Here is a 20,106-nt window from a genome sequence, read left to right as displayed (position 1 = left end):
GTTAGAAAGTGATTAACGGAGACTTTATTGTGTTTTCCATTGCGTGAAATGTTACCATCGATCTGCGGGTTTTTGCGAATAGTGCAAAAGCCGGAATTAGTCGAAATGCTAACTCAATCTTAATCCCTGTGGGGACAGGGTGCGATTCTCCTGGAGATTGCGCCATGCCGATAGCGGCACATTTTGAAGACACGATTACGGATAAAGCGTCAGGCAATGCCGGCCAGCAGGCGGACAGTCCGCGCGCCGTGCGCAGGCGGCTGATGATCGAGACGCAGGGGGCGTTGCCTTCGGGCGTCGAGACTCCGGTGACGATTCACAATTTTTCCGAGACGGGTCTCTTGCTGGAGACGCGCGTCGACATGGAAATCGGCGAAGTGCTGGATATCGCGCTTCCCGAGGCGGGCCTGACCCGCGCGCGCGTCGTGTGGGCCAGTGGGCGCCTGTTTGGCTGCGCGTTCGATACGCCGCTGCATCCCGCCGTGCTCAGCGCCGCGCAGCTGCGCAGCGCTTCGCAGGACGCGGATATCGCGCCGCCGCCCGCCGTCACCGCGCCCGCTGCGATCGGCGGGGAAAGTTTTGGCGAGCGGGTTCATCGCCTGCGCAAGCTGCGCGGCCTCACCCAGGGTGAACTCGCTGCTCGCCTCGGCGTGAGCAAGCCGACCGTTTGGGCCTGGGAGCAGGGCCGGGCCCGGCCGATAGAAGAGCGATTGGCGGCGATCGCGGCGGAACTGGGCGTCACGGCAGCCGAACTTCGTCCGGGCCGGACGGTGGCCGGGTTGCCGGAACTCATCGCGCGCTGCCGCGACCAGATTGCCGCGGCCGTGGAGACAAGTCCCGACAAGATCAGGATCATGATCGAACTTTAGAGCGTGAACAACCAGCGCTGGGCCAGGCGCCGGGCGATTTCTCTTCACGACTCATCGTGAAAATGGTAAATACATGAATAACAATAACTTGTAATCGTTTTCGTTAGGTAACAGGGCTAACGAACGTCGAGGAGGGTTATTTTTGCGGTTCCCGGAAATCGGGTGTTGTTCTGCTTGCGTTTCGTCTTCTTGTTGACCGGGCGTTTGCTAACGATGCGCGAGGAGGGGAGCGTGTTTCTGTAGCCAATTTTCGTGGAGACCTGCGGTCTCCGATCCGGGGCAATATCAAGATGGGCATGAATTTCACCGTTCAGGAGAGTTCCGCGCTGTACGGACTGCTGGCGGAGACTTCTTCCGACGTCATCATCAAGACCGACCGTGACGGGATGATCGTCCATGCCTCGCCTGGTATCCGCAAGCTGGGCGTGGAGCCGCATGGGGACGTTGGCCCGCACTTGCTCGATCTGGTGGCGGAGCAGGGCCGAGAGGCCGTCACCCGTGCTTTGTCGAGCGCGTTGGAAGGCCGGCAGGGCACCCGGTGGACGGAGTTCCCCGCCGTCACGGCCGATGCCCGCGAGACCTGGTTCGAGATCCGCATCCGTCCGTTGATGGAAGACAGCGCCGTCTATGGCGCTCTGGCGGTCATGCGTTCGATCGACGAGCGGCGCAGTCTGCGCGAGCAGCTTTTCGCGGCGACCTATACCGATCCGCTGACCCAACTGACCAATCGCGCCGCTTTCATCTCCATGCTCGAACACATGATCGCGCAAGGCATGGAGGGCTGCCTGGCGATGTTCAGCATCGATTTCTTCCGTACGATCAATATGAAGTACGGGCAAACCGCCGGGGACGACGTGCTGCGGGTTTTCGCGGACCTGCTTCGCGAGATGCTCCGGTCCGACGACATCATCTCGCGCATCGGTTCCGAACGCTTTGCCGTGCTCCTGCCGCGCACCACGCCGCAGCAGGCCCAGGCGATCTGCGCGCGTGTAGTCACGACGATGGCGGAATTGCGCCAGAAGGTGGGCGACAGCCGCCTGGCGATCACCGCCAGCGGCAGTGTCGCCTCCATTTCGGAGAGCATGGACAGCACCATCGAACGGGCTGAACTCGCCCTTTTCTGCGCCAAGGCGAAAGGCCGTAATCGCCTGGAGATGGAAAAACCGCGGCGCGCTGGCGTGTAGACGCGATTTCCGCTGGAACCGACCGGGCTCCGATTGGCTTGCTTCAGAGCAACGTCAATTGGGAAAGGAACGTCACGCATGATCCGTAAACTCGCCCTGCTGGGGCTGGCCGCTTACGCGGGCCGCAAGCTGCTGGCCCGCAGCGCCGCCAAGACCGACCACGTCGGCTACACGCCGCGCGATCTCGATCGCGACCCGGTGCGGGATCGCAATCTACGCGCCGACCCGCACTTCCGACCCGATCCGCACGGGCATGTGCCCAAGGAAGACCTGGAGGGCCTGCGTCCCGTCACCTTCAAGCCGACTGCCGTTCCGGCCGGCTACACCTCGTGAACGGAGGAAGACCGGCATGAGCAGCACCTTGGAAAAGACCTTCGCCACCCGCGAGCAGGCCGAACTCGCCGTCGAGCACCTCGTTCAGGAACTGGGCGTGGAGCGGACGGACATCTTCGTGACCGCGCAAGGCGCGCAGAACAGTTCGGGAGAAGCGGCCAGCGGCGGCGATGCGCCTGCCGTGCTCGAGTCAGGGCGCGAAGATGCCGCTCTGGCGGGCGGCATCACGGTGTCCGTGGATGTCAACGATGCCGGACGCGAGCAAGCGATCCGGCGCGCATTCGAGACGGCAAGCGGCGCCTGAGCGACGCCGCTATTGGTTCGGTAACGGGTGGTCGCCGCGCGGCGGCTTCCGCGTTACCGCCGGACGCCTTTTACATGCGATCCGGTAGAGCGGCGTCGGCCTCATCAAATCGTCTCCGCTGCCTTATCGAACTTGTCCTGCAACGTGTCGGGTCCTGGCTTGTTCGCTTCCCGAAACAGGAGGAAACGCATTGTCAGACACCCTATCCGAAGCATCCAACGGCATGCAGGCGGCCAAGCCGACATCGATCCCGCCTGCGGGGTGGAGAGAAGTCATCGTCCGCGCCTGGAAGGAATCGAGCCAGGACAATCTCGGGCTGATCTCTTCGGGCGTGGCCTTCTGCGCCGTGCTCGCGATGGTGCCGACCCTGGGCGCGATCGTGCTTACCTATGGCCTCATCGCGACGCCGGAAACGGTCGCTTCGAACATAACCTCCCTCACGGGCATGATGCCACGCGATGCGGCAAGGCTCATCGGCGAGCAGCTATCGAACGTGGTTCACACCTCCGACGGCAAGAAGGGCATGGGCCTGCTGATCGCGCTGGCCATCGCCCTCTACGGCGTGATGAAAGGGGCCTCGGCACTGATCGTCGCGTTGAACATCGCTTATGACGAGGAAGAGGGCCGCAGCTTTCTGCGCGTCAACCTGACGGCATTCGCCATTGCCGCCGGGAGCGTGCTCGTCGCCATTCTGGCGATGGTGGCGATCGCAGCCCTCTCGGCGCTGGGAAGCTCGGCGGCTGCCGCGCCGCCTTTCGTGAAGATCGCGCTTACGCTGGTCTCCTATCTGCTGGTGGGGGTGATAGGCGCCGCACTCGCGGCCACCGTATACCGGTACGGGCCGGACCGGGCGCAGGCGAAATGGCGTTGGCTCACGCCCGGCTCGATCTTCGCATCGGCCTCCTGGATGATCATCACTTTCGGGTTCGGGCTCTATGTGGCGAACTTCGGCAATTACGACGCCACTTACGGCTCCCTGGGCGCGGCCATGGTCCTGCTCACCTGGCTTTACCTTTCGGCCTACGTCCTTCTGCTGGGCGCCGAGCTGAACTGCGAACTGGAGCGGCAGACCGCGCTGGATACTACCACGGGTGCGGCGCGGCCCATGGGCGAACGCGGTGCCTATGCGGCGGACACGGTCGCGCACACGGGATAAGGCGCCGCCCGCGCGCAAGTACCGGGATAGGGAGCGGAGATGGCAGTTGTCATTGTTGATCGCGATCAACTTGCGCGTTCGCACCGGAACTTAGTGTCAAACGGACGGTTGCCGCGAGATCCATAAGGAGAACTTCATGATCAAGCTTACAGGTCTTGCGCTCGTTCTTGCCCTGACGGCCGCTCCGGTCTTTGCGCAAACCCCGCCGCCACCTCCGCCGGCAGAGGCGAAGATGCAGGCGATGCCTTATGTGAAGGCTGCGGGCATGAGCGATCTCTACGAGATCAACTCCAGCCAGATCGCGCTCGAGAAGTCCCGGGATCCGGCTGTGCGCAAGTTCGCGCAGATGATGATCGACCATCACCGGAAGACCACCGCCGCCACGATCAAGGCAGCGCAGGCGGCGGGCCTGTCGCCCATGGCGCCGGCGCTGGATGCCGGGGCGACGGCATCGATCAACGAACTCCAGACTGCATCTGCGGCGGATTTCGACCGGCTCTATATCGGCCAGCAATTGCCCGCGCACCAGGCGGCGCTCGACTTGCACCAGTCCTATGCATCGGGCGGCGACAAGGCCCCGCTGAAGACCAGCGCCAAGGCTGCCGTGCCGATCGTGAAGCAGCACCTCTCGATGTTGCAGAAGATGCCCTCCGGGAAGGGCGCCGACCACGCCATGTAAGCGGATGGGCCGGGTGTCGATCGATACCTGGCCTCTCTCCTTGGGCGCTGCCGCTTGCCGCGTGCCCTTTTTGCTCTCGAAAGCACCCCGCTCCGGATGGCGCCAACCCCTTTAAGCCGCCCCGTTCAACGACCTGCCCGCCAGCCGGACCGGCGCTCTTCGGCGGAGCAGGCGGATGTCTGGCTCGAACGATGCTGGCAGCGCGGCTGGCTCCAGCGGCCCGAACTGCATCCCGCCGCTTTGATGAAGGCCGCCGCAGGCGCCGTCGGGCTCAGCGATTTCGGTCTGGACAACGGATGGCGCGGGCGGCTGGAGAGGCTTTGCGAGGCTTTGGCGCAGGAAGCGGCGCTCACCTCGCTGGGGACGACCATCGCTTACGGCCAGTTGGTAGCCGCACTCGCGAACCGGCTGCGCGCTGCGGCATTGTGGCAGCGCCGCCCGGAGATCCTTGAGGTTCCGATCGAACGGCCGATCATCATCGTCGGGCAGATGCGATCCGGCAGCACGCGGATGCAGCGTATGCTGGCCTGCGATCCCGGCCTGACCTTCACGCGCTTCTTCGAAAGCTGGAATCCCCTGCCGCGACGGATGCACAAGGGCTTCGACGATCGGATCGTCCGCGGCTGGTTCGCGCTGCGCCTGGCGTCATGGCTCAATCCGCAATTCAAGATTATCCATCCCGCCTCGGCTTTCGCGGCGGACGAGGAGATCGGAATCCACAACATCGCCCTTTATGGAGCGGCGTTCGAGGCGCAGTGGCGCATACCCTCCTTTGCGCGCGCGGGCGAGGCGGCGGACTGCAGGACGGTCTATGAAGAGTTCCGGGCCTACTTGCAGACCATCCGCTGGTTGCGCGGCGACCAGCGCGACCGGCCATGGGTGCTGAAGATCCCGCAGTTCGGACAGGATCTGCGAACCGTGCTCGAGGTGTTTCCCGACGCCCGCCTTGTCGTGCTGGAGCGCGATCCGGTGAGCGTGGTGGGGTCGTCCGCCTCGCTGGTCCATAATCAGATGGCGGTACAGAGCCGCAGCGCCGATCCGCTGTGGATCGGGCGGGAATGGCTGGCCAAGACCGCGCTGCGCAAACAGCGGATCGACGAAGGCCTGAGCCGTCATTCCGGGCCGAGCGTGACGGTCGATTTCCACGAAATGCAGCTAGACTGGCGCAGCGAGATGCGCCGGGTCTACCACAGCCTGGGCATGCCCTTCACGTCGGACGTGGAGCGCCGGATGGCCCGCTTCGCCGCGCGCCGCAGCCATGCCCGCTTGCGCCGCCACCACTACGACATCGCCGATTTCGGCCTCTGCGAGGCGACAATCCGCAGGGCCCTGGACGATGCCGCAAGCGATCCGGCCCGCCAGGTCGCGGCCTGACCGGGAAGGGCGTTCAGCCGTTTGCCGGAAGATCGCCCATTGGAGCATTTTCCAATCAGGTGGAATTACCTGATGACTCGGAAACCGCTCTAGAAATAGTAGCCGAAGATCATCATGAAGGCCGCCTTCCACTTGTCGTCGCCGCCTTGCGCCGCGCCCGAGATGAACTGTCCGGCTCCGACGAACGGATCGTTCCGGCCGAGCAGGAATTCGGAATAGACCTTGATCCTGCCCTTGTCCTTGGCGGTCCATACTGCGCCCAGGTCGAAGCGCTCGCTGTCCTTGAAGCCGGCGGCGTCCTTCATGAACTTGCCGTAGTTGGCATAGACGAGCAGATCGAAAGGGAACTTGCCGGTATCGATCGTTCGGCCGATCTCACCGAAAGCGTAAGTGCCCTTGGCGGCGACATTGTAGCTGCCGTCGAAGCCGCCCATGGTTATCATGTCGTTGCGGCCGGCATTACGCGGATCGATGTCCTGCCGCGCGACCAGCGCCTTGGCGCTCCAGGGACCGTGGCTGCCGGTGAGGCTGAAGGCGAAGAGGTGCTTGCTGCCTTCGTCGTTCGTGTCGAAGTTGTAGATGCTGGACACCCAGGCCGAGGCGGTGGCCTTCAGCGTGGTATTCGGCTGGTTGATCAGCGCGTACTGGACGTTGCCGATCACCATCTTCCGTTCGTCGTTCTGCGAGCCGTTGGGGACGTAGCTGTCGGCCCTGGCGATGTTCGTGGAATAGCGTGCGGCATCGCGGCTGATGCCCATCACGGCAGGCCCGCTGCCGGGGAAGAAGCCGAGTTCAACCCGCAGGTCGGAGGTCTGGCGCTTGTACTTGATGCCGAGGTTGTAGACTTCCTCCATGCCGTAGACGAAGCCCAGGTCGTCCAGGATCGAGGAGCCCCAGTAGCGATCGTCGAACGGCACCGGTTGAATGCCGACGGTCACGCTGTCCTCCTTGCTCAGCTTGGCACCGGCATAGGCGTACATCAGGAACTGGACTTCGCCGGGATAGCCTTCGTAGCCGCCGTTCTTGCCGTAGATGAAGCTGGCGCCGTAGAAGCGGTACTGCGCGGCGCCGAAGAATTTCTCGGAATCGTAGTCGGCGGTGAGCGCCAGCGTGTCGAACGAGAGGTGGTTCGACGTCCGGCGCTGACCGGCGCTGCCCACATCGTTGAAGCGCAAATCGAAGCGACCGCGCAGCGCCGCGCCGATGTTCAGCTTGGCCTTCACCGGAACTTCCGCGGCCGGAACTTGCGCCGGAGCGTCCGGTTTCGAAGCGGGCGCGGGGTCGGCCGAAGCTGCGGCTTCGGCGCTCGGTGCCGGGCAAGTGGCGGGATCGGTGCAAGCGGGGATCGTCGTCGGCGCGGTTGCGGCCAGGACGACGGGGGCGAGGACGGGGGCGATGACGGGGAGCATGACTCTTCCTTTGCGGCAAGGCGGCCGCAGCGAGGATGACGGGACTGTCGAATATGCGTTTTAGGCGGCGCCTCGCCTTTCCGGGTTCAGCCGCGCGGTTTTATAGGCCGCTCGCCTTCGATCGAGAGGCCGTAGCCCGCCAGCGCCACCGGCGTACGGTGCGTATTGGTCAACAGCACCATCTTCTCGATCCCGAGGTCCGTGAGGATCATCGCACCCACGCCGTAGTCGCGCAGTTCGTCCATGTCGGCGGGCGAGAGCGTGCCGGCCTGTGCTTTCAGTGCCATGGTGAAGCGGTCGTTGCGTGCGCGGTTGATGGCGATCACCACCCCGCTGCCTTCCTCCGCGATTGTCTGCATGGCGGTTTCCAGCACGCCCGATCCGCCGGTCTCTCCCGCGAAGATATCGGTGAGCGTGGAAATGACATGCATCCTTACCAGCGTGGGCTTTGCCGGGTCGATCCTGCCTTTCACCAGCGCGATCTGCTCGGTGTCGGTGGCGCGGTTGCGATAGGTGATGGCCTGCCACTCGCCGCCCCAGCGGCTCTGGAATTTGACCTGCGCGGTGCGCTCGACCAGATTGTCGTGGCGGCGGCGATAGGCGATGAGATCGCGGATCGTGCCGACCTTGAGGCCGTGAAGCTGCGAAAAGGCCAGGAGGTCGCCGAGACGCGCCATGGTGCCGTCTTCGTTCATGATCTCGCAGATCACGCCCGAAGGGTTGAGCCCGGCCAGCCGCGCGACGTCGACAGCCGCTTCGGTATGGCCGGCGCGGACGAGCACGCCGCCTTCGCGGGCGATCAGCGGGAAGACGTGGCCGGGCGTGACGATCTCCTCGCTGCCCTTGCTACCGTCGATGGCGACGGCGATGGTCCTTGCCCGGTCCGCGGCCGAGATGCCGGTGGTGACGCCGACCCGCGCCTCGATCGAGGTGGTGAAGGCCGTGCCGTACTGCGTGCCGTTGCGCGCGCTCATCAGCCCGATGCCAAGCTGGCCGACACGCGCCTCGGTCATGGCCAGGCAGATCAGGCCTTTACCGTAGCGCGCCATGAAGTTGATCTTCTCGGGCGTCGCCATTTGCGCGGGGATCACGAGGTCCCCCTCGTTCTCGCGGTCCTCGTCATCGACGAGGATGAACATCCGGCCGTTGCGGGCCTCGTCGATGATTTCCTCCGCGCTGGAGAGGAAGGCTTTGATGTCGTGATCGGGGGCTATCGTGGCCATGTCGCTCTCCCAGGTGTGCGTGTTCATTCGGCCGGGCAGGCGGCGGCGGTGAGTTCCGCCTTCCGCTTGGCGCCGAGGGCCAGGTAGACGGCCGTGGTGACGACCGGGGCGATCAGCCAGCCCACGTCCACGCCGCCCATCGCCGCGGCGAGGGGACCGGTGTAGAAGCTGCTGGCCAGGAACGGCAGCTGGACGGCTATGCCGGCGAGGTAGGCCGCCGAAGCCTTCAGGTCGATCCGGCCGTAGATGCCTCCGTCCGCCCGGAAGAACGAGTCGATGTCATAACGGCCCTTACGGATGAAGTAGAAGTCGACGATGTTGATCGTGGCCCAGGGCGCCAGGACGACCATCAGGCCGATCACGAAGCCGATGAAGCGGGGCACGAAGTTGTCCGCAGAGGTCGTCGCGATGACCAGGCAGACCGCCAGCACCAGGGTCGAGAGCACGACGCGCGCCTTGCGGCCGGGGTGCCAGGAAGCGAAGAAGGTCTGCGCCATGGTGATGAGCGACAGCACTGCGCCGTAGATGTTGAGGGCGTTGTGGCTGATGATGTTGAAGACGAACAGCGCCATCAGCACCGGTGCCAGCGCGCCGGTCGCACCGCTGACGATCGCCATCGGATCGGCGTCGGCCGGGGCTCCGGCAACGGCCACCGCGCCCAGGATGAACGAGGCGCCCGCGCCCAGCGCCGCGCCGGCGAAGCTCGCCAGGAAGGGCGCGCGGATGCCGACGCTGGGCGGCAGGTAGCGCGAGTAATCGGAAGTGTAGCAAGCGTAGGAAATGTGCCATACCGCTGCCAGCGAGAACATCGCCAGCCAGCCGATCATCGAGCCCTGGCCCTGGGTCCAGAGTTCGGACGGCATGAGCGCCACGAGATTGGCGAAAGCGAAGATGAGGCCCGCGCCCATGAACCACATGCCCACCCGGTTGAGCAGATGGATGACGTTGTAGCCCAGGATGCCGATACCAGCGGCCGCCAGCGCGCAGATCACGGCGCCGACCGGCAGGCCGACGGCGGGTTGCAGCGCATGGACCGACTTGGCGGCCAGGACGATGTTGGAAATGAAGAACCCGACGTAGAGCAGGGTAGCGAACGTCACCACCAGCAGCGCGCCGTAGCGGCCGAACTGCCCGCGGCTCTGGATCATCTGCGCCAGACCCATCTGCGGTCCCTGCGCCGAACAGGCGCCGAGCACGAGGGCGCCGACGAGATGGCCGAGCACGATCGCAGTGATGCCCCAGGTCAGCGGCAGGTGATAGACCTGCACGGCCATGCCGCCGGTGACGACCGGCAGCGGGGCGATGTTGGTGGTGAACCAGAGCGTGAAGAGATCGCGCACTTTGCCGTGGCGCTGTGCCAGCGGCACGAAGCCGATGCTGTTTTCCTCGATCACGCCGGCCGAGGTGTCGCCCGCTTTAGCCATGCTTCAGTTATCCTCTTGCACCATCGTTTTTGTGGTATACCATCGGACGGTATTCTTGCTTCGAGTGAGTCGCAAGAGAAATTTTGAGCCTCCCCTCAGCGAGGCAGGGAAAAGGATGGAAGATGAAGTTCTCGATCTTTCTGCACATGGAGCGCTACGACGACTCCGTTTCGCACCCTAAGCTGTTCCAGGAACTGCTGGAATTGTGCGACATGGCCGAGGCCGGCGGCATGGACAAAGTCTGGATCGGCGAGCACCACGCGATGGAATATACCATCTCCCCGAACCCGATCCCGCTGCTGGCGGCCGTCGCGGGCCGCACCAAACGCATCCGCCTGGGTGCCGGCACCTTCATCGCGCCGTTCTGGCATCCGATTCGCATGGCCGGCGAAGCCGCGCTGCTCGACGTGATCAGCAACGGCCGGGCCGAAGTGGGCCTGGCGCGCGGCGCCTACCAGTTCGAATTCGACCGCATGCTCAACGGCGAATCCGCCACCGACGGCGGCAAGTACCTGCGCGAGATGGTGCCGCTGCTCCAGCCGCTGTGGGAAGGCGATGTCGAGCATGACGGCGAAATCTGGAAGTTCCCCGCCTCCACCAGCGTGCCCAAGCCTGTTCAGGCGCGCCCGCCGCTGTGGATCGCCGCGCGCGACCCGGAATCGCACAAGTTCGCCGTGGCCAACGGCTGCAACGTGATGGCGACCCCGCTGGCCAAGGGCGATGCCGAAGTGGCCGACCTGATGGACAAGTTCGAGAACGCCGTGGCCGCCGCGCCGCACATCACGCAGCGCCCGAAGATCATGATCCTGCAGCACGCCCACGTCCACACGGGCGACGACGACTGGCAGGCGGCGGCCGAGGGCATTTCGTACTTCTTCCGCTCGTTCGGCGCCTGGTTCGTCAACAAGGTCCCGCCGGTCAACGGTTTCCAGAAGGCCGTACCGCCGGTCAATCCCGAGAAGTTCCCCGAATACGTGCCAGAGACGCTCCGCAAGAACGTCATGATCGGCAAGCCGGACGAACTGATCGAACGCCTCAAGGGCTATGAGGCGCTGGGCGTCGACGAGTACAGCATCTGGGTCGATAACAGCCTCTCGTTCGAGGAAAAGCGCGACTCGCTGCGTCTCTTCATCGACGAAGTGCTTCCGGCTTTCGCCTGAGCCATGCCGAAAGCCTACTGGATCGCCCGGGTCAACGTGAGCGACCCGCAGGCCTACGCCGGTTACATGGCCCTCGGCCCCGCCGCCCTGATCGCGGGCGGCGGGACGCTGCTCTCGCGGGGCGGGCGTTCGGTGGCGCTCGAAGGCCCGGAGCCTTCCGAGCGCACGGTCGTCATAGAGTTCCCCAGCATGGAGGCCGCACAGGCCTGCCATGACTCGCCCGCATACCGCGCCGCGCGCGAGAAGCGGCACGGGGCGGCCGAGGTGGAAATCCTGATCGTCGAAGGACTGGACTGATGACCGACAAGCCAAGGGATGAAAAGTTCGAGCAGGGCCTTGCCACCCGCCGCGCCGTTCTGGGCGACGCCTATGTCGACAAGGCGCTGGACGGCGCGGACGACTTCAACTGGGCCATGCAGGAACTGACGACGAAATATTGCTGGGACGAGATCTGGAACCGGCCCGGCCTCGATCGCCGCAGCCGTTCGATCCTCAACCTCGGCATGATCGCGGCGCTCAATCGCAGCCATGAGTTCAAGGCGCATATACGCGGCGCCCTGAACAACGGGCTGACGCGCGAGGAAATCCGCGAGGTGCTGCTGCAGATCGCCGTCTATGTCGGCATCCCCGCAGGCGTCGACAGCTTCCGCCTGGCGCGCGAGGTCTTCGCGGAGATAGACGCGCAGGGGTGATGCCGCGAGGGTGATGCGCTAGGCAATCACGTCGTCCCGGACTTGATCCGGGACCGCTGGCCGTCTTGAGGCGCCTGCTGTCCGGCGGGGCGCGTCCTTCCGTAAACGGCGGCCAGGCGCGAGGTAGCGCCTAAAGACCACACCGGTCCCGGATCGAGTCCGGACGATGCCATGGACCGACAGACAAAAGCGCCGGCATCCTTGCAGATGCCGGCGCTTCCCTTGTGCGACCCAAGGGGATCCTCGTCGAAGCGGTCAGAGACCGCCCATCATCACGTATTTGAGTTCGAGATAGTCGGTGATGCCATGGCGCGATCCCTCACGGCCCATGCCCGATGCCTTGATGCCGCCGAACGGCGCGACTTCCGTGGAGATCGCCGCCTCGTTCAGCCCGACCATGCCGTATTCCAGCGCCCCGGCAACGCGCATGGCGCGGCCGATGTCGCGGGTATAGGCATAGGCGGCCAGGCCGAATTCGGTATCGTTGGCCATGCGGATGGCCTCTTCCTCGGTCTCGAAGCGGATCACGGCGGCGAGCGGGCCGAAGGTCTCCTCCGATGCCACCAGCGCATCGCGCGGAACGTCGGCGATCAGCGTGGGCGGGAAGAACAGGCCCTCCTGCCGGGCACCGCCCGCCAGCAGGCGCCCGCCGCGTGCCACGGCATCGGCGATATGCTGCTCGACCTTCTCGACCGCGCGCGCATTGATCAACGGTCCGATCGTCACGCCCGCCTCCGTGCCGCGACCGACGACAAGGCCCTCGACCCGCTGCCGCAGCCGCTCGACGAAGGCGTCATGAATGCCGTCCTGCACCAGGAAGCGGTTGACGCAGACGCAGGTCTGCCCGGCATTGCGGTACTTGCCCAGCAGCGCACCCTCGACAGCCGCATCGACATCCGCGTCATCGAAGACGAGAAACGGCGCATTTCCGCCCAGTTCAAGCGAAAGCCGCTTCAGCGTCGGTGCCGACTGCTCGTAGAGCTTGCGGCCCACGCCGGTCGAGCCGGTGAAGGAGAGCTTGCGCACGACGTCACTGGCCATGAACGCTCCGCCGATGGCGGTCGCCTCTCCGGTGACGACGCTGAGCAGTCCGGCCGGGAGGCCCGCTTCTTCGGCCAGAGCCGCCAGAGCAAGCGCGGTCAGCGGCGTTTCCGGCGCGGGCTTGACGATGATGGCGCAGCCCGCCGCGAGCGCCGGGGCGACCTTGCGCGTCACCATTGCCGCCGGGAAGTTCCACGGCGTGATCGCCGCGACGACGCCGACCGGCTCGCTCCAGACCAGGATGCGCTGGTTGGAACGCGGCGCGGGGATCACCTCGCCTTCGATGCGCCGAGCTTCCTCGGCAAACCAGCGCACGAAGCTGGCGGCATAGAGCACTTCGCCCCGCGCTTCGGCGAGAGGCTTGCCCTGTTCCGCCGTCAGGATCGCCGCGAGCGCCTCCTGATGTTCCAGCATAAGGCCATGCCAGCGCAGCAACAGGTCGGCCCGCTCGCCCGCGGGACGATGGCGCCATTCGGCCTGAGCCTTTGCCGCCGCGTCGATCGCGGTCCGGGTCTCGTCGGCACCGAGGTGAGGGACTTGTGCAATGACCTCGCCGGTGGCCGGGTCCGTCACCGGCACCGTTTCAGGCGCGGCAGTCCAGATCCCGCCGACGAAGGCCTGTTCGCGGAAAGGATGAAGATTGCGAATGGTCATGCCGATGCGATCTCCACTTCCGGAACGGCATGGTTGCTCATCTGCCAGCGGTGGTAGAGCAGGACACCGCTCTCGCAGCGGTCGATGCGCAGGACTTCGCCTACGAGGATGGCATGATCGCCGCCTTCGTATTCACGCCAGAGACTGCATTCCAGCACACAGCTCGCGCCCTTCAGCAGCGGATTGCCGAGATCGCTGAGCGTCCATTCCAGCGCCGCCACTTTGTCCATGCCCTTCGAGGCAAAGGCCATGGCAAGGTCCTTCTGGTCGGAAGCGAGAATGTGGATCGCGAAACGGCCACCGCGCACCAGGTGCGGATAGGTGGCGGAGGTCAGCGCCGGGCAGACCAGCACCAGCGGCGGGTCGAGCGACAGCGAGGAGAAGGCGCTGGCGGTGAAGCCAACCAGCCCGCCCTGCTCGTCGAGGGCCGTGACCACCGTCACGCCGGAGGGAAATTCGGCCATCGCTTTCCGGAACTCAGCCGTATCGATTACGGTCGTGGTCATCGTGTTCTCTCCTCTCACCGCATCACGAAGGGATCGCCCATCGGCTGTTCCGACAGGTTGACCCAGACGGTCTTCAACTCGGTGTAGTCGAGCACGGCATGGATGCCGCCCTCGCGCCCGTAGCCGCTTGCGCCGTAGCCGCCGATCGGGGCCATGGCCGAGACGGCGCGGTAAGTGTTGACCCAGACGATCCCGGCATGGACATCGCGCGCGAACCGGTGGGCGCGGCCGATGTCGCGCGTCCAGATACCTGCCGCAAGCGCGTACTCGGTGCCGTTCGCCAGGGCGAGCGCCTCGGCGTCGCCGGAAAAGCGCATGATCGCCGCGACCGGGCCGAACACCTCGTTCTGCACCACGTCCAACTGGTCGGAATCGCAGGCGAGCAGCGTCGGCTCGTAATACCAGCCGTCGCGCCCGGCAGGACGCTTGCCCCCGGCGAGCACTTCGGCGCCTTCCTCGCGCGCGCGGCCGACCATGGCTTCGACGATGCCAAGCTGCTGCTCGGTCGCCATGGGGCCCATATCCGAATTGGAGTCGAGCGGATCACCGATGCGGATGCGGGCCATGCGCTCGGTCAGCGCGGCCACGAAGCGGTCGTAGATGCCGTCCTGCACCAGCAGGCGCGAACCGGCGACGCAGCTCTGGCCCGAAGCGGCATAGATGCCCGCGACGGCGCCATTCACTGCGCTTTCGAGGTCGGCATCGTCGAAGACGATGTTTGCCGACTTGCCGCCCAGTTCCAGCGAGAGCTTGGCGAAATTCTCGGCACTGGCCTTGATGACGTGTCGTGCGGTGGACGGACCGCCGGTGAAGGCGATACGGCGCACCAGCGGATGCTTCGTGAGCGCCGCACCTGCACTGGGGCCGAGACCGGTCACGACATTGACCACGCCTGCCGGGAAACCGGCTTCCTCGACGAGTGCCGCGAAGCGCAGGATGCTGGCAGAGGCATGCTCGGAGGGCTTGATGACCAGCGTGTTGCCTGCCGCCAGGGCGGGCGCCAGCTTGATCGCGGTCAGGTAAAGCGGGCTGTTCCACGGAATGATCGCGGCGACGACGCCCAGCGGCTCGGGCACGGTGAAGGCGAACATGTCCGCCTTGTCGATGGGGAGCGTGCTACCTTCCAGCTTGTCGGCCAGACCGGCGCTGTAGTGAAAGAACTCGGGCAGGTAGGAAAGCTGCCCGCGCGTCTCGCGGATCAGCTTGCCGTTGTCCTGCGTTTCGAGCTCGGCGAGTTCGCCCGCATGCTCGGCGACCAGGTCGCCGAGGCGGCGCAGCAGCTTGCCGCGCGCGGTGGCGGTAAGGCCGCGCCAGGCCGGGCTGCGGAATGCGGCATCGGCGGCGCGAACCGCACGATCGGCATCCGCTTCGTCGGCATCGGGCAGGACGGACCAGACTTCGCCGGTGGCAGGATAGCGGGATTCGTAAGTTCGACCGGATCCAGCGTCGATCCACGCGCCGTTCACCAGCATCTGGAATTTACGTGTCGTCATGAAGCCTCTCCGGCAGTTATGGGCGACTGGGCGATCGTATCGAGGAAGCCCAGCAGCAAGGCATTGGTCTCTTCCGGCATTTCCACCGGCATCATATGGCGTGCATCGGCAATGACTTCAGCCTTCGCGCCGGGGATGCGCGCGGCCAGTTCGCGGGTCATCTCCGGCGTGGAGCCGACATCGAACTCTCCGGTGGCGACCAGCGTCGGCACGGCGATCTCGCCGAGGCGGTCGGCACCGAAATTGTCCTGGCTTGCGAAAAGGCCGTAGGACGTCAGATAGCCGTGATGATCGTTGCCCGCCATATGGGCACGCAGATCGGCAATGTAACCGGGCTGAGCCGCGCGAAACTCCGGCGTGAACCAGCGTTCGATGGCGGCGTCCGAGTTGGCCGCAGGTCCCGCCAGCCGTACTTCGTCCACCCGGCCGAGGATCGTGGCGCGCACAGCCTCGGAGCGGTTGAACACGCCGTTGAGCAGGACCAGCCCCGACAGACGGGCCGGGAAGCGCAGGGCAAAGGCCCGCGCCACCAATGCGCCCATCGAGAAGCCGATCAGGATCGCCTTGTCGACGGCCAGGTGGTCCATCAGTCCCGCCACCTGGTCCGCATAGTCGTCCAGCCCGGCGTCGGTAGCGGGAGCCGGGCTTCCGCCGTGCCCCAGCATGTCCAGCGTGATGACGCGATAGTCTTGCGCCAGCGCGGTCTTCTGCGCGATCCACATCGCCTGCGACAGCCCGACGCCGTGGATCAGGATCACGGGCGGTTTGTTGCCGCCCGTATCCTCATATGCGGTGGGGAAAGTGTCCGCCCGCACGGTCAGCCCTGCTGCGCGGCCTTTTCCGCGGCAATGGCTTCCAGGTCGAGATAGCGATTGCCGATACGCGGGTGGACGCGGCCACCATCGGCAGCGCCGAGCACGATGACGATCTCATCGTCGAGCGGCGCGTCGGAAATGGCGAACTCGGCGGTGATGTAGTGCGAGCGCTGGCCTTCGTCGTCCTTGTGCATCATCGGCACCTGGATCGAGGTGTTCTGCCCGCCGCGCTTGTTGGTGAAGCTGAGGTAGGACTTGGCGTTCACCGCCTCGCGGAAGTGGTTGCCGAAGCGCAGCGTGTGGATCATCGCCGAGGCATGTTCGATCTCGCCCGCGCCGCCGACGACGGCAGCCTTGCCATAGGCCTCGATCTTGTCCGCGCCGCCGATGGTGGTCGTCAGTTTCTCGACGATGAGCGCGCCAAGGTCCGAGGCATAGGCGCGGATCTCGGGCTGGAGATCTTCCACGAAGTCGCGGCCGGCCCAGGGGTTCTTCACGACGGCAGCCACGAGCACGGTCGTCACGGGACGCTCGGCATCCTTGCCGCCTTCGATCCGGACTTCCTCGACATAGGATACCAGCTTGCGAATCTTCAGAGCCATTGGGGCAACCTCCTTGGAATGTTGTATGGTGGTATACCAGAAGACTGGACACTTGCAACGGTTCTTGTCATGAGCGGTTGAAGACAGCGAAACCCTTGTGGAGAATGACTTTGGAACGGATCGAAGCGCGGCCGCAGACTTTGAGGCTTATCGCGCTGGATCGTGTGCGTGATGCCATCATGCAGGGGCAGATCGCTCCCGGCGAGCGGCTGGTGGAGCGCACTCTCGGGGACAGGCTGGGGGTGAGTCGATCCGTCATCCGCGAAGTCATCCGTAATCTGGAGTCAGAGGGGCTGGTCGAAAGCACGCCGTCCGGTCCGCGGCTTTCCTCGATCTCGCCGGAGCAGGCGCAGCAGATCTACGAGATTCGCATGCAGCTCGAATCATCGGCGGCGGCCGCCTGCGCGGAGCATTCCTCGGCCGAAACCGTCGCCAGCCTGCGCGAGGCGCTTTGCGCGATCGAAGCCGCCCACCAAGACAAGAACGCCATCGCCGCACTGGCGGCCACGACTCATTTCTACGAGGTCATCTTCAAGACTGGCGGGCATGAGATCGCCTGGGAAATCGTCCAGCGCCTCAACAGCCGGATCAGCCAGATGCGGGCAATGACATTGTCCGTCGTGGGGCGTCAGGCGGCGGGGCTCAAGCGGCTCTCCAAGATCGTCGATGCGATCGCCAGCCGCAATGCCGACGCCGCGGCAAAGGCCTGCCGCGAACATGTGCACGAAGCTTCGTTGATCGCCGTCGAAATGCTCAAGAGCAAGCAGAAGCCGTCCTAGGGCGCTCCCCTGGCGAAGTGGAAGTAGCCGTCGGGTCCATGCGGTGCCTGCGCGAAGCGGATGTTCGGATGATCCGCGAAGACCTCGAGCACGATGTCGAAGTATGTCTTGCCGCGCCCGGCTTCCAGCGCGGCGATCTGCCCGGCGATGGAACTGCCGTTGAACTGGCTGCGCGCAAGAACGCGGCCGCGCAGGAAGTCCAGTGTCGTTTCGATGCCAAGGGCGGCTTGGCTGAGCGCGATGTCGCGCCAGAGGATGGTGGCCTGGCGTGCGCCTGCCATCGCGCCGTAGCCGCCGTATAGCAGGTCGGCCAGGGCATCGAGGCTTTGCCCGAGCTTCCAGTGCTCGCCCGCCATGAAAACACGGTTGATCTCGTCATAGAAGGACGGGATATCGCGGATGGCGTCGCCTTCGATGATAATGCGCTTGCCGGTATCTGGAGCATTCATTGCCGCAGCCTACAGGATTCGGCGGGAACCGACAGCCCACCGCCGAAGCGACGTCAGGGCCGATCCGCTTCGGCCGTGCGCGTTGCTTGGCCTTTTCGGGAAACAAAACGGCAGTTTGGGCATTGCAGGGGTCACAATGCCGTTCCGATCGGGAGATGTTCCTTGCCCAGCGCGTCGCCGGTACTCCGGGCCACTCGTCCACCGCGTCTCTCGCCCCATCCGCTTCATGCCGTGCTGCTGGCCTTCCCGGTCGCGCTGTTCCCCGCCGCCCTGCTGTCGGATATCGCTTATGTGCAGACCTCGCAGATCCAGTGGACGAACTTCTCCGCCTGGCTGATTACCGGCGCGCTGGTTTTCGGAGGCTTCACTCTGCTTTGGAGCGCGATCGGGACTATCGTCAGCCGGGGAGCACTGCGGCGCCGGAAGGGCGTTTCGTTGCTCCTGCTGGCGCTCGCGTGGATCGCCGGTCTCTTCAATGCCTTCCAGCATAGTCATGACGGATGGAGTTCGGTGGGAACCTTGGGTCTCGCGCTGTCCGTGCTGAGCACTCTGTTCGTGCTGGCTGCCGGTATGGTGTTCTTCTCGCAAAGCCGCACGGCGGCCATGGAGGCCGCGCGATGAGCATGCGTCCCATCCTCATCGGCGTCTCCGCACTGGCGCTCGCATCCTGCGGTAGCAGCGAGCCCGGCCTCGACCAGACCGGCGCGCGGCCCGATCTGCCCAAGCAGCGGCAGACCCTGCTGCCGCCGATGAACATCGCGACACCGGCCGGCTGGGAGGGAGAAGCGCCGAAGGCTCCCCCGGGCTTCACGGTCACGGCCATGGCGACAGGCCTCAAGGTGCCGCGCCAGATCCTGGTTCTGCCCAATGGCGACATCCTGATCGGCGAAGGCATGGGCGGTCAGGACGCGCCGACCCTCCGTCCCAAGGACGTGATAGCCGGCTACATCAAGTCGACCGGCAAGACTCCGGTGAAAGGCGGCAATCGCGTGACCCTGCTGCGCGACACGAACGGGGACGGCAAGCCCGACTTGCGCACGGTGTTCGCGTCGGGTCTGAACGCGCCCTACGGCCTCGCCTATGCGGCCGGTAGCATCTACGTCGCCAATCAGGATGCCATCGTCCGGTTTCCCTACAGCGACGGTCTGACTCAGGCCCAGGGGCCGGGGCAGGAACTGGTGAAGCTGCCTTCGCGCATCAACCATCACTGGACCAAGGCCATGACCTCTTCTCCCGACGGGGCGAAGCTCTATGTCGGGATCGGCTCGAACAGCAATGTCGGCGAGCGGGGCATGGATGTGGAGGAGGATCGCGCGCAGATCTGGGAGATCGACCGGCAGACCGGTGCGCGCCGGACTTACGCCTCCGGTATTCGCAACCCCACCGCGCTCGCCATCAATCCGGCCAATGGGCAGCTCTGGTCCGTCGTCAACGAACGCGACGAGCTTGGCCCGCAGCTGGTGCCGGATTATCTGACCTCGGTAAGGGACGGCGGCTTCTATGGATGGCCGTATAGTTACTGGGGCCAGCATGCCGATCCGCGCGTTCACCCACAGAAGCCGGGCCTGGTTCGAGCCGCGATCCGGCCCGATTACGCCTTGGGCTCTCACGTTGCTGCGCTCGGCCTGTCCTTCGTGACGGGGGCGGGCCTGGGCAGTGGCTACGCGGAAGGAGCCTTCGTGGGCGAGCACGGCAGCTGGAATCGGCAGGACCTGTCGGGCTACAAGGTCGTATGGGTGCCTTTCGCAAAAGGACGGCCTTCCGGCAAGCCGCAGGATTTCCTCACCGGCTTCATCAAGGATGGCCACGCACGCGGAAGGCCGGTGGGAGTCGCCTATGATCCCGTCGGCAACGCGCTGCTGGTGGCCGACGACCTTTCCAACACCCTGTGGCGGATCGCGCCGACACGCTGATAGGGGAGAGATCCGGTACCGGTTACCCACGAAAAAGCGCCGACTTC

Annotated in this window: 22 protein-coding genes; 13 read left to right on the top strand and 9 right to left on the bottom strand. The window is 65.1% G+C overall.

Annotated features, from left to right (window positions below; genetic code table 11):
• Positions 1 to 164: 164 nt before the first annotated feature.
• From L284_RS38705 to L284_RS0124400, 7 genes are all read left to right on the top strand, one after another.
• A complete protein-coding gene (locus tag L284_RS38705; protein ID WP_021234753.1) occupies positions 165 to 869 on the top strand; it encodes a helix-turn-helix domain-containing protein in 705 nt (234 codons plus the stop codon).
• A gap of 296 nt (positions 870 to 1,165) precedes the next feature.
• Positions 1,166 to 2,053 carry a sensor domain-containing diguanylate cyclase gene (locus tag L284_RS38700; protein ID WP_235054425.1) on the top strand — a complete coding sequence of 296 codons (888 nt, stop codon included), beginning with the start codon at positions 1,166 to 1,168 and terminating at the stop codon, positions 2,051 to 2,053.
• A gap of 78 nt (positions 2,054 to 2,131) precedes the next feature.
• Positions 2,132 to 2,386, top strand: coding sequence for a hypothetical protein (locus L284_RS38695; RefSeq protein WP_021234751.1), 255 nt, complete (start codon positions 2,132 to 2,134; stop codon positions 2,384 to 2,386).
• A gap of 16 nt (positions 2,387 to 2,402) precedes the next feature.
• Entirely contained in the window at positions 2,403 to 2,690 is a 288-nt protein-coding gene (locus L284_RS38690) for a hypothetical protein (RefSeq protein ID WP_021234750.1), read from the top strand.
• A 190-nt stretch (positions 2,691 to 2,880) separates the two neighbouring features.
• Positions 2,881 to 3,846: a YihY/virulence factor BrkB family protein gene (locus tag L284_RS38685; RefSeq protein ID WP_235054423.1), complete on the top strand. Its 966-nt coding sequence runs from the start codon at positions 2,881 to 2,883 to the stop codon at positions 3,844 to 3,846.
• Between the two features lie 136 nt (positions 3,847 to 3,982).
• The gene (locus tag L284_RS38680) at positions 3,983 to 4,525 is read left to right on the top strand and encodes a DUF4142 domain-containing protein (RefSeq protein WP_021234748.1); all 543 of its coding nucleotides are present in this window, start codon (positions 3,983 to 3,985) and stop codon (positions 4,523 to 4,525) included.
• 96 nt (positions 4,526 to 4,621) lie between these two features.
• On the top strand, positions 4,622 to 5,899 hold the full coding sequence (locus tag L284_RS0124400; protein ID WP_021234747.1) for a sulfotransferase family protein: 1,278 nt from the start codon (positions 4,622 to 4,624) through the stop codon (positions 5,897 to 5,899).
• A gap of 89 nt (positions 5,900 to 5,988) precedes the next feature.
• On the opposite strand, the gene L284_RS38675 is transcribed toward L284_RS0124400, so the two are convergent.
• From L284_RS38675 to L284_RS38665, 3 genes are all read right to left on the bottom strand, one after another.
• Positions 5,989 to 7,308 carry a hypothetical protein gene (locus L284_RS38675; RefSeq protein WP_021234746.1) on the bottom strand — a complete coding sequence of 440 codons (1,320 nt, stop codon included), beginning with the start codon at positions 7,306 to 7,308 and terminating at the stop codon, positions 5,989 to 5,991.
• An 86-nt stretch (positions 7,309 to 7,394) separates the two neighbouring features.
• Positions 7,395 to 8,531 (bottom strand): 3,4-dihydroxy-2-butanone-4-phosphate synthase, encoded by a 1,137-nt coding sequence (gene ribB / locus L284_RS38670; protein ID WP_152524693.1) that lies wholly within the window; start codon positions 8,529 to 8,531, stop codon positions 7,395 to 7,397.
• Between the two features lie 23 nt (positions 8,532 to 8,554).
• Complete coding sequence (locus tag L284_RS38665; protein ID WP_021234744.1) at positions 8,555 to 9,955, bottom strand: purine-cytosine permease family protein; 1,401 nt, start codon at positions 9,953 to 9,955, stop codon at positions 8,555 to 8,557.
• Positions 9,956 to 10,077: 122 nt separating this feature from the next.
• On the opposite strand from L284_RS38665, the gene L284_RS38660 reads away from it, so the two are divergent.
• Genes L284_RS38660 through L284_RS38650 form a run of 3 tightly spaced genes read left to right on the top strand, consistent with a single transcriptional unit; the run spans position 10,078 to position 11,807 of the window.
• Complete coding sequence (locus tag L284_RS38660; RefSeq protein ID WP_021234743.1) at positions 10,078 to 11,115, top strand: LLM class flavin-dependent oxidoreductase; 1,038 nt, start codon at positions 10,078 to 10,080, stop codon at positions 11,113 to 11,115.
• A gap of 3 nt (positions 11,116 to 11,118) precedes the next feature.
• The gene (locus L284_RS38655; RefSeq protein WP_021234742.1) at positions 11,119 to 11,412 is read left to right on the top strand and encodes a DUF1330 domain-containing protein; all 294 of its coding nucleotides are present in this window, start codon (positions 11,119 to 11,121) and stop codon (positions 11,410 to 11,412) included.
• On the top strand, positions 11,412 to 11,807 hold the full coding sequence (locus L284_RS38650; protein WP_021234741.1) for a carboxymuconolactone decarboxylase family protein: 396 nt from the start codon (positions 11,412 to 11,414) through the stop codon (positions 11,805 to 11,807). Before L284_RS38655 ends, L284_RS38650 begins: the two co-directional genes overlap by 1 nt.
• Positions 11,808 to 12,062: 255 nt before the next feature.
• Here the strand turns inward: L284_RS38650 and L284_RS38645 are convergent, their stop codons facing one another.
• The 5 genes from L284_RS38645 to L284_RS38625 are packed head-to-tail and all read right to left on the bottom strand — an operon-like array spanning position 12,063 to position 16,918.
• Positions 12,063 to 13,502 carry an NAD-dependent succinate-semialdehyde dehydrogenase gene (locus tag L284_RS38645; protein WP_021234740.1) on the bottom strand — a complete coding sequence of 480 codons (1,440 nt, stop codon included), beginning with the start codon at positions 13,500 to 13,502 and terminating at the stop codon, positions 12,063 to 12,065.
• Entirely contained in the window at positions 13,499 to 14,008 is a 510-nt protein-coding gene (locus L284_RS38640; RefSeq protein ID WP_021234739.1) for a flavin reductase family protein, read from the bottom strand. Before L284_RS38640 ends, L284_RS38645 begins: the two co-directional genes overlap by 4 nt.
• A gap of 14 nt (positions 14,009 to 14,022) precedes the next feature.
• The gene (locus L284_RS38635) at positions 14,023 to 15,501 is read right to left on the bottom strand and encodes an aldehyde dehydrogenase (protein WP_031342547.1); all 1,479 of its coding nucleotides are present in this window, start codon (positions 15,499 to 15,501) and stop codon (positions 14,023 to 14,025) included.
• Positions 15,498 to 16,316 (bottom strand): alpha/beta fold hydrolase, encoded by an 819-nt coding sequence (locus L284_RS38630; protein ID WP_021234737.1) that lies wholly within the window; start codon positions 16,314 to 16,316, stop codon positions 15,498 to 15,500. The genes L284_RS38635 and L284_RS38630 overlap by 4 nt, the downstream gene beginning before the upstream one ends.
• Positions 16,317 to 16,318: 2 nt before the next feature.
• Entirely contained in the window at positions 16,319 to 16,918 is a 600-nt protein-coding gene (locus L284_RS38625; RefSeq protein WP_021234736.1) for an amino acid synthesis family protein, read from the bottom strand.
• 104 nt (positions 16,919 to 17,022) lie between these two features.
• Between L284_RS38625 and L284_RS38620 the strand changes: the two genes are divergently transcribed.
• A complete protein-coding gene (locus tag L284_RS38620) occupies positions 17,023 to 17,697 on the top strand; it encodes a GntR family transcriptional regulator (protein ID WP_021234735.1) in 675 nt (224 codons plus the stop codon).
• On the opposite strand, the gene L284_RS38615 is transcribed toward L284_RS38620, so the two are convergent.
• A complete protein-coding gene (locus L284_RS38615; RefSeq protein ID WP_021234734.1) occupies positions 17,694 to 18,146 on the bottom strand; it encodes a barstar family protein in 453 nt (150 codons plus the stop codon). The two genes, L284_RS38620 and L284_RS38615, sit on opposite strands and share 4 nt — an antisense overlap.
• Before the next feature lie 162 nt (positions 18,147 to 18,308).
• Here L284_RS38615 and L284_RS38610 point away from each other — a divergent pair, with 162 nt between their 5' ends.
• Positions 18,309 to 18,767, top strand: coding sequence for a DUF2231 domain-containing protein (locus L284_RS38610; RefSeq protein WP_040713592.1), 459 nt, complete (start codon positions 18,309 to 18,311; stop codon positions 18,765 to 18,767).
• The gene (locus tag L284_RS38605) at positions 18,764 to 20,059 is read left to right on the top strand and encodes a PQQ-dependent sugar dehydrogenase (RefSeq protein ID WP_021234732.1); all 1,296 of its coding nucleotides are present in this window, start codon (positions 18,764 to 18,766) and stop codon (positions 20,057 to 20,059) included. Before L284_RS38610 ends, L284_RS38605 begins: the two co-directional genes overlap by 4 nt.
• Positions 20,060 to 20,106 lie beyond the last annotated feature (47 nt).

Origin of the sequence: Novosphingobium lindaniclasticum LE124, assembly GCF_000445125.1 — a bacterium.
Lineage (GTDB): Bacteria > Pseudomonadota > Alphaproteobacteria > Sphingomonadales > Sphingomonadaceae > Novosphingobium > Novosphingobium lindaniclasticum.
Note: the sequence above shows the minus strand (reverse complement) of the source record. Positions and strands in the feature narration are given on the sequence as shown.

Excerpts from the sequence above, each read along its gene's own strand:
- L284_RS38705 (WP_021234753.1), top strand. The coding sequence starts at position 165 with ATGCCGATAGCGGCACATTTTGAAGACACGATTACGGATAAAGCGTCA.
- L284_RS38700 (WP_235054425.1), top strand. The coding sequence starts at position 1,166 with ATGAATTTCACCGTTCAGGAGAGTTCCGCGCTGTACGGACTGCTGGCG.
- L284_RS38695 (WP_021234751.1), top strand. The coding sequence starts at position 2,132 with ATGATCCGTAAACTCGCCCTGCTGGGGCTGGCCGCTTACGCGGGCCGC.
- L284_RS38690 (WP_021234750.1), top strand. The coding sequence starts at position 2,403 with ATGAGCAGCACCTTGGAAAAGACCTTCGCCACCCGCGAGCAGGCCGAA.
- L284_RS38680 (WP_021234748.1), top strand. The coding sequence starts at position 3,983 with ATGATCAAGCTTACAGGTCTTGCGCTCGTTCTTGCCCTGACGGCCGCT.
- L284_RS0124400 (WP_021234747.1), top strand. The coding sequence starts at position 4,622 with ATGGCGCCAACCCCTTTAAGCCGCCCCGTTCAACGACCTGCCCGCCAG.
- L284_RS38675 (WP_021234746.1), bottom strand. The coding sequence starts at position 7,308 with ATGCTCCCCGTCATCGCCCCCGTCCTCGCCCCCGTCGTCCTGGCCGCA.
- ribB (WP_152524693.1), bottom strand. The coding sequence starts at position 8,531 with ATGGCCACGATAGCCCCCGATCACGACATCAAAGCCTTCCTCTCCAGC.
- L284_RS38665 (WP_021234744.1), bottom strand. The coding sequence starts at position 9,955 with ATGGCTAAAGCGGGCGACACCTCGGCCGGCGTGATCGAGGAAAACAGC.
- L284_RS38660 (WP_021234743.1), top strand. The coding sequence starts at position 10,078 with ATGAAGTTCTCGATCTTTCTGCACATGGAGCGCTACGACGACTCCGTT.
- L284_RS38655 (WP_021234742.1), top strand. The coding sequence starts at position 11,119 with ATGCCGAAAGCCTACTGGATCGCCCGGGTCAACGTGAGCGACCCGCAG.
- L284_RS38650 (WP_021234741.1), top strand. The coding sequence starts at position 11,412 with ATGACCGACAAGCCAAGGGATGAAAAGTTCGAGCAGGGCCTTGCCACC.
- L284_RS38645 (WP_021234740.1), bottom strand. The coding sequence starts at position 13,502 with ATGACCATTCGCAATCTTCATCCTTTCCGCGAACAGGCCTTCGTCGGC.
- L284_RS38640 (WP_021234739.1), bottom strand. The coding sequence starts at position 14,008 with ATGACCACGACCGTAATCGATACGGCTGAGTTCCGGAAAGCGATGGCC.
- L284_RS38635 (WP_031342547.1), bottom strand. The coding sequence starts at position 15,501 with ATGACGACACGTAAATTCCAGATGCTGGTGAACGGCGCGTGGATCGAC.
- L284_RS38625 (WP_021234736.1), bottom strand. The coding sequence starts at position 16,918 with ATGGCTCTGAAGATTCGCAAGCTGGTATCCTATGTCGAGGAAGTCCGG.
- L284_RS38620 (WP_021234735.1), top strand. The coding sequence starts at position 17,023 with ATGACTTTGGAACGGATCGAAGCGCGGCCGCAGACTTTGAGGCTTATC.
- L284_RS38615 (WP_021234734.1), bottom strand. The coding sequence starts at position 18,146 with ATGAATGCTCCAGATACCGGCAAGCGCATTATCATCGAAGGCGACGCC.
- L284_RS38605 (WP_021234732.1), top strand. The coding sequence starts at position 18,764 with ATGAGCATGCGTCCCATCCTCATCGGCGTCTCCGCACTGGCGCTCGCA.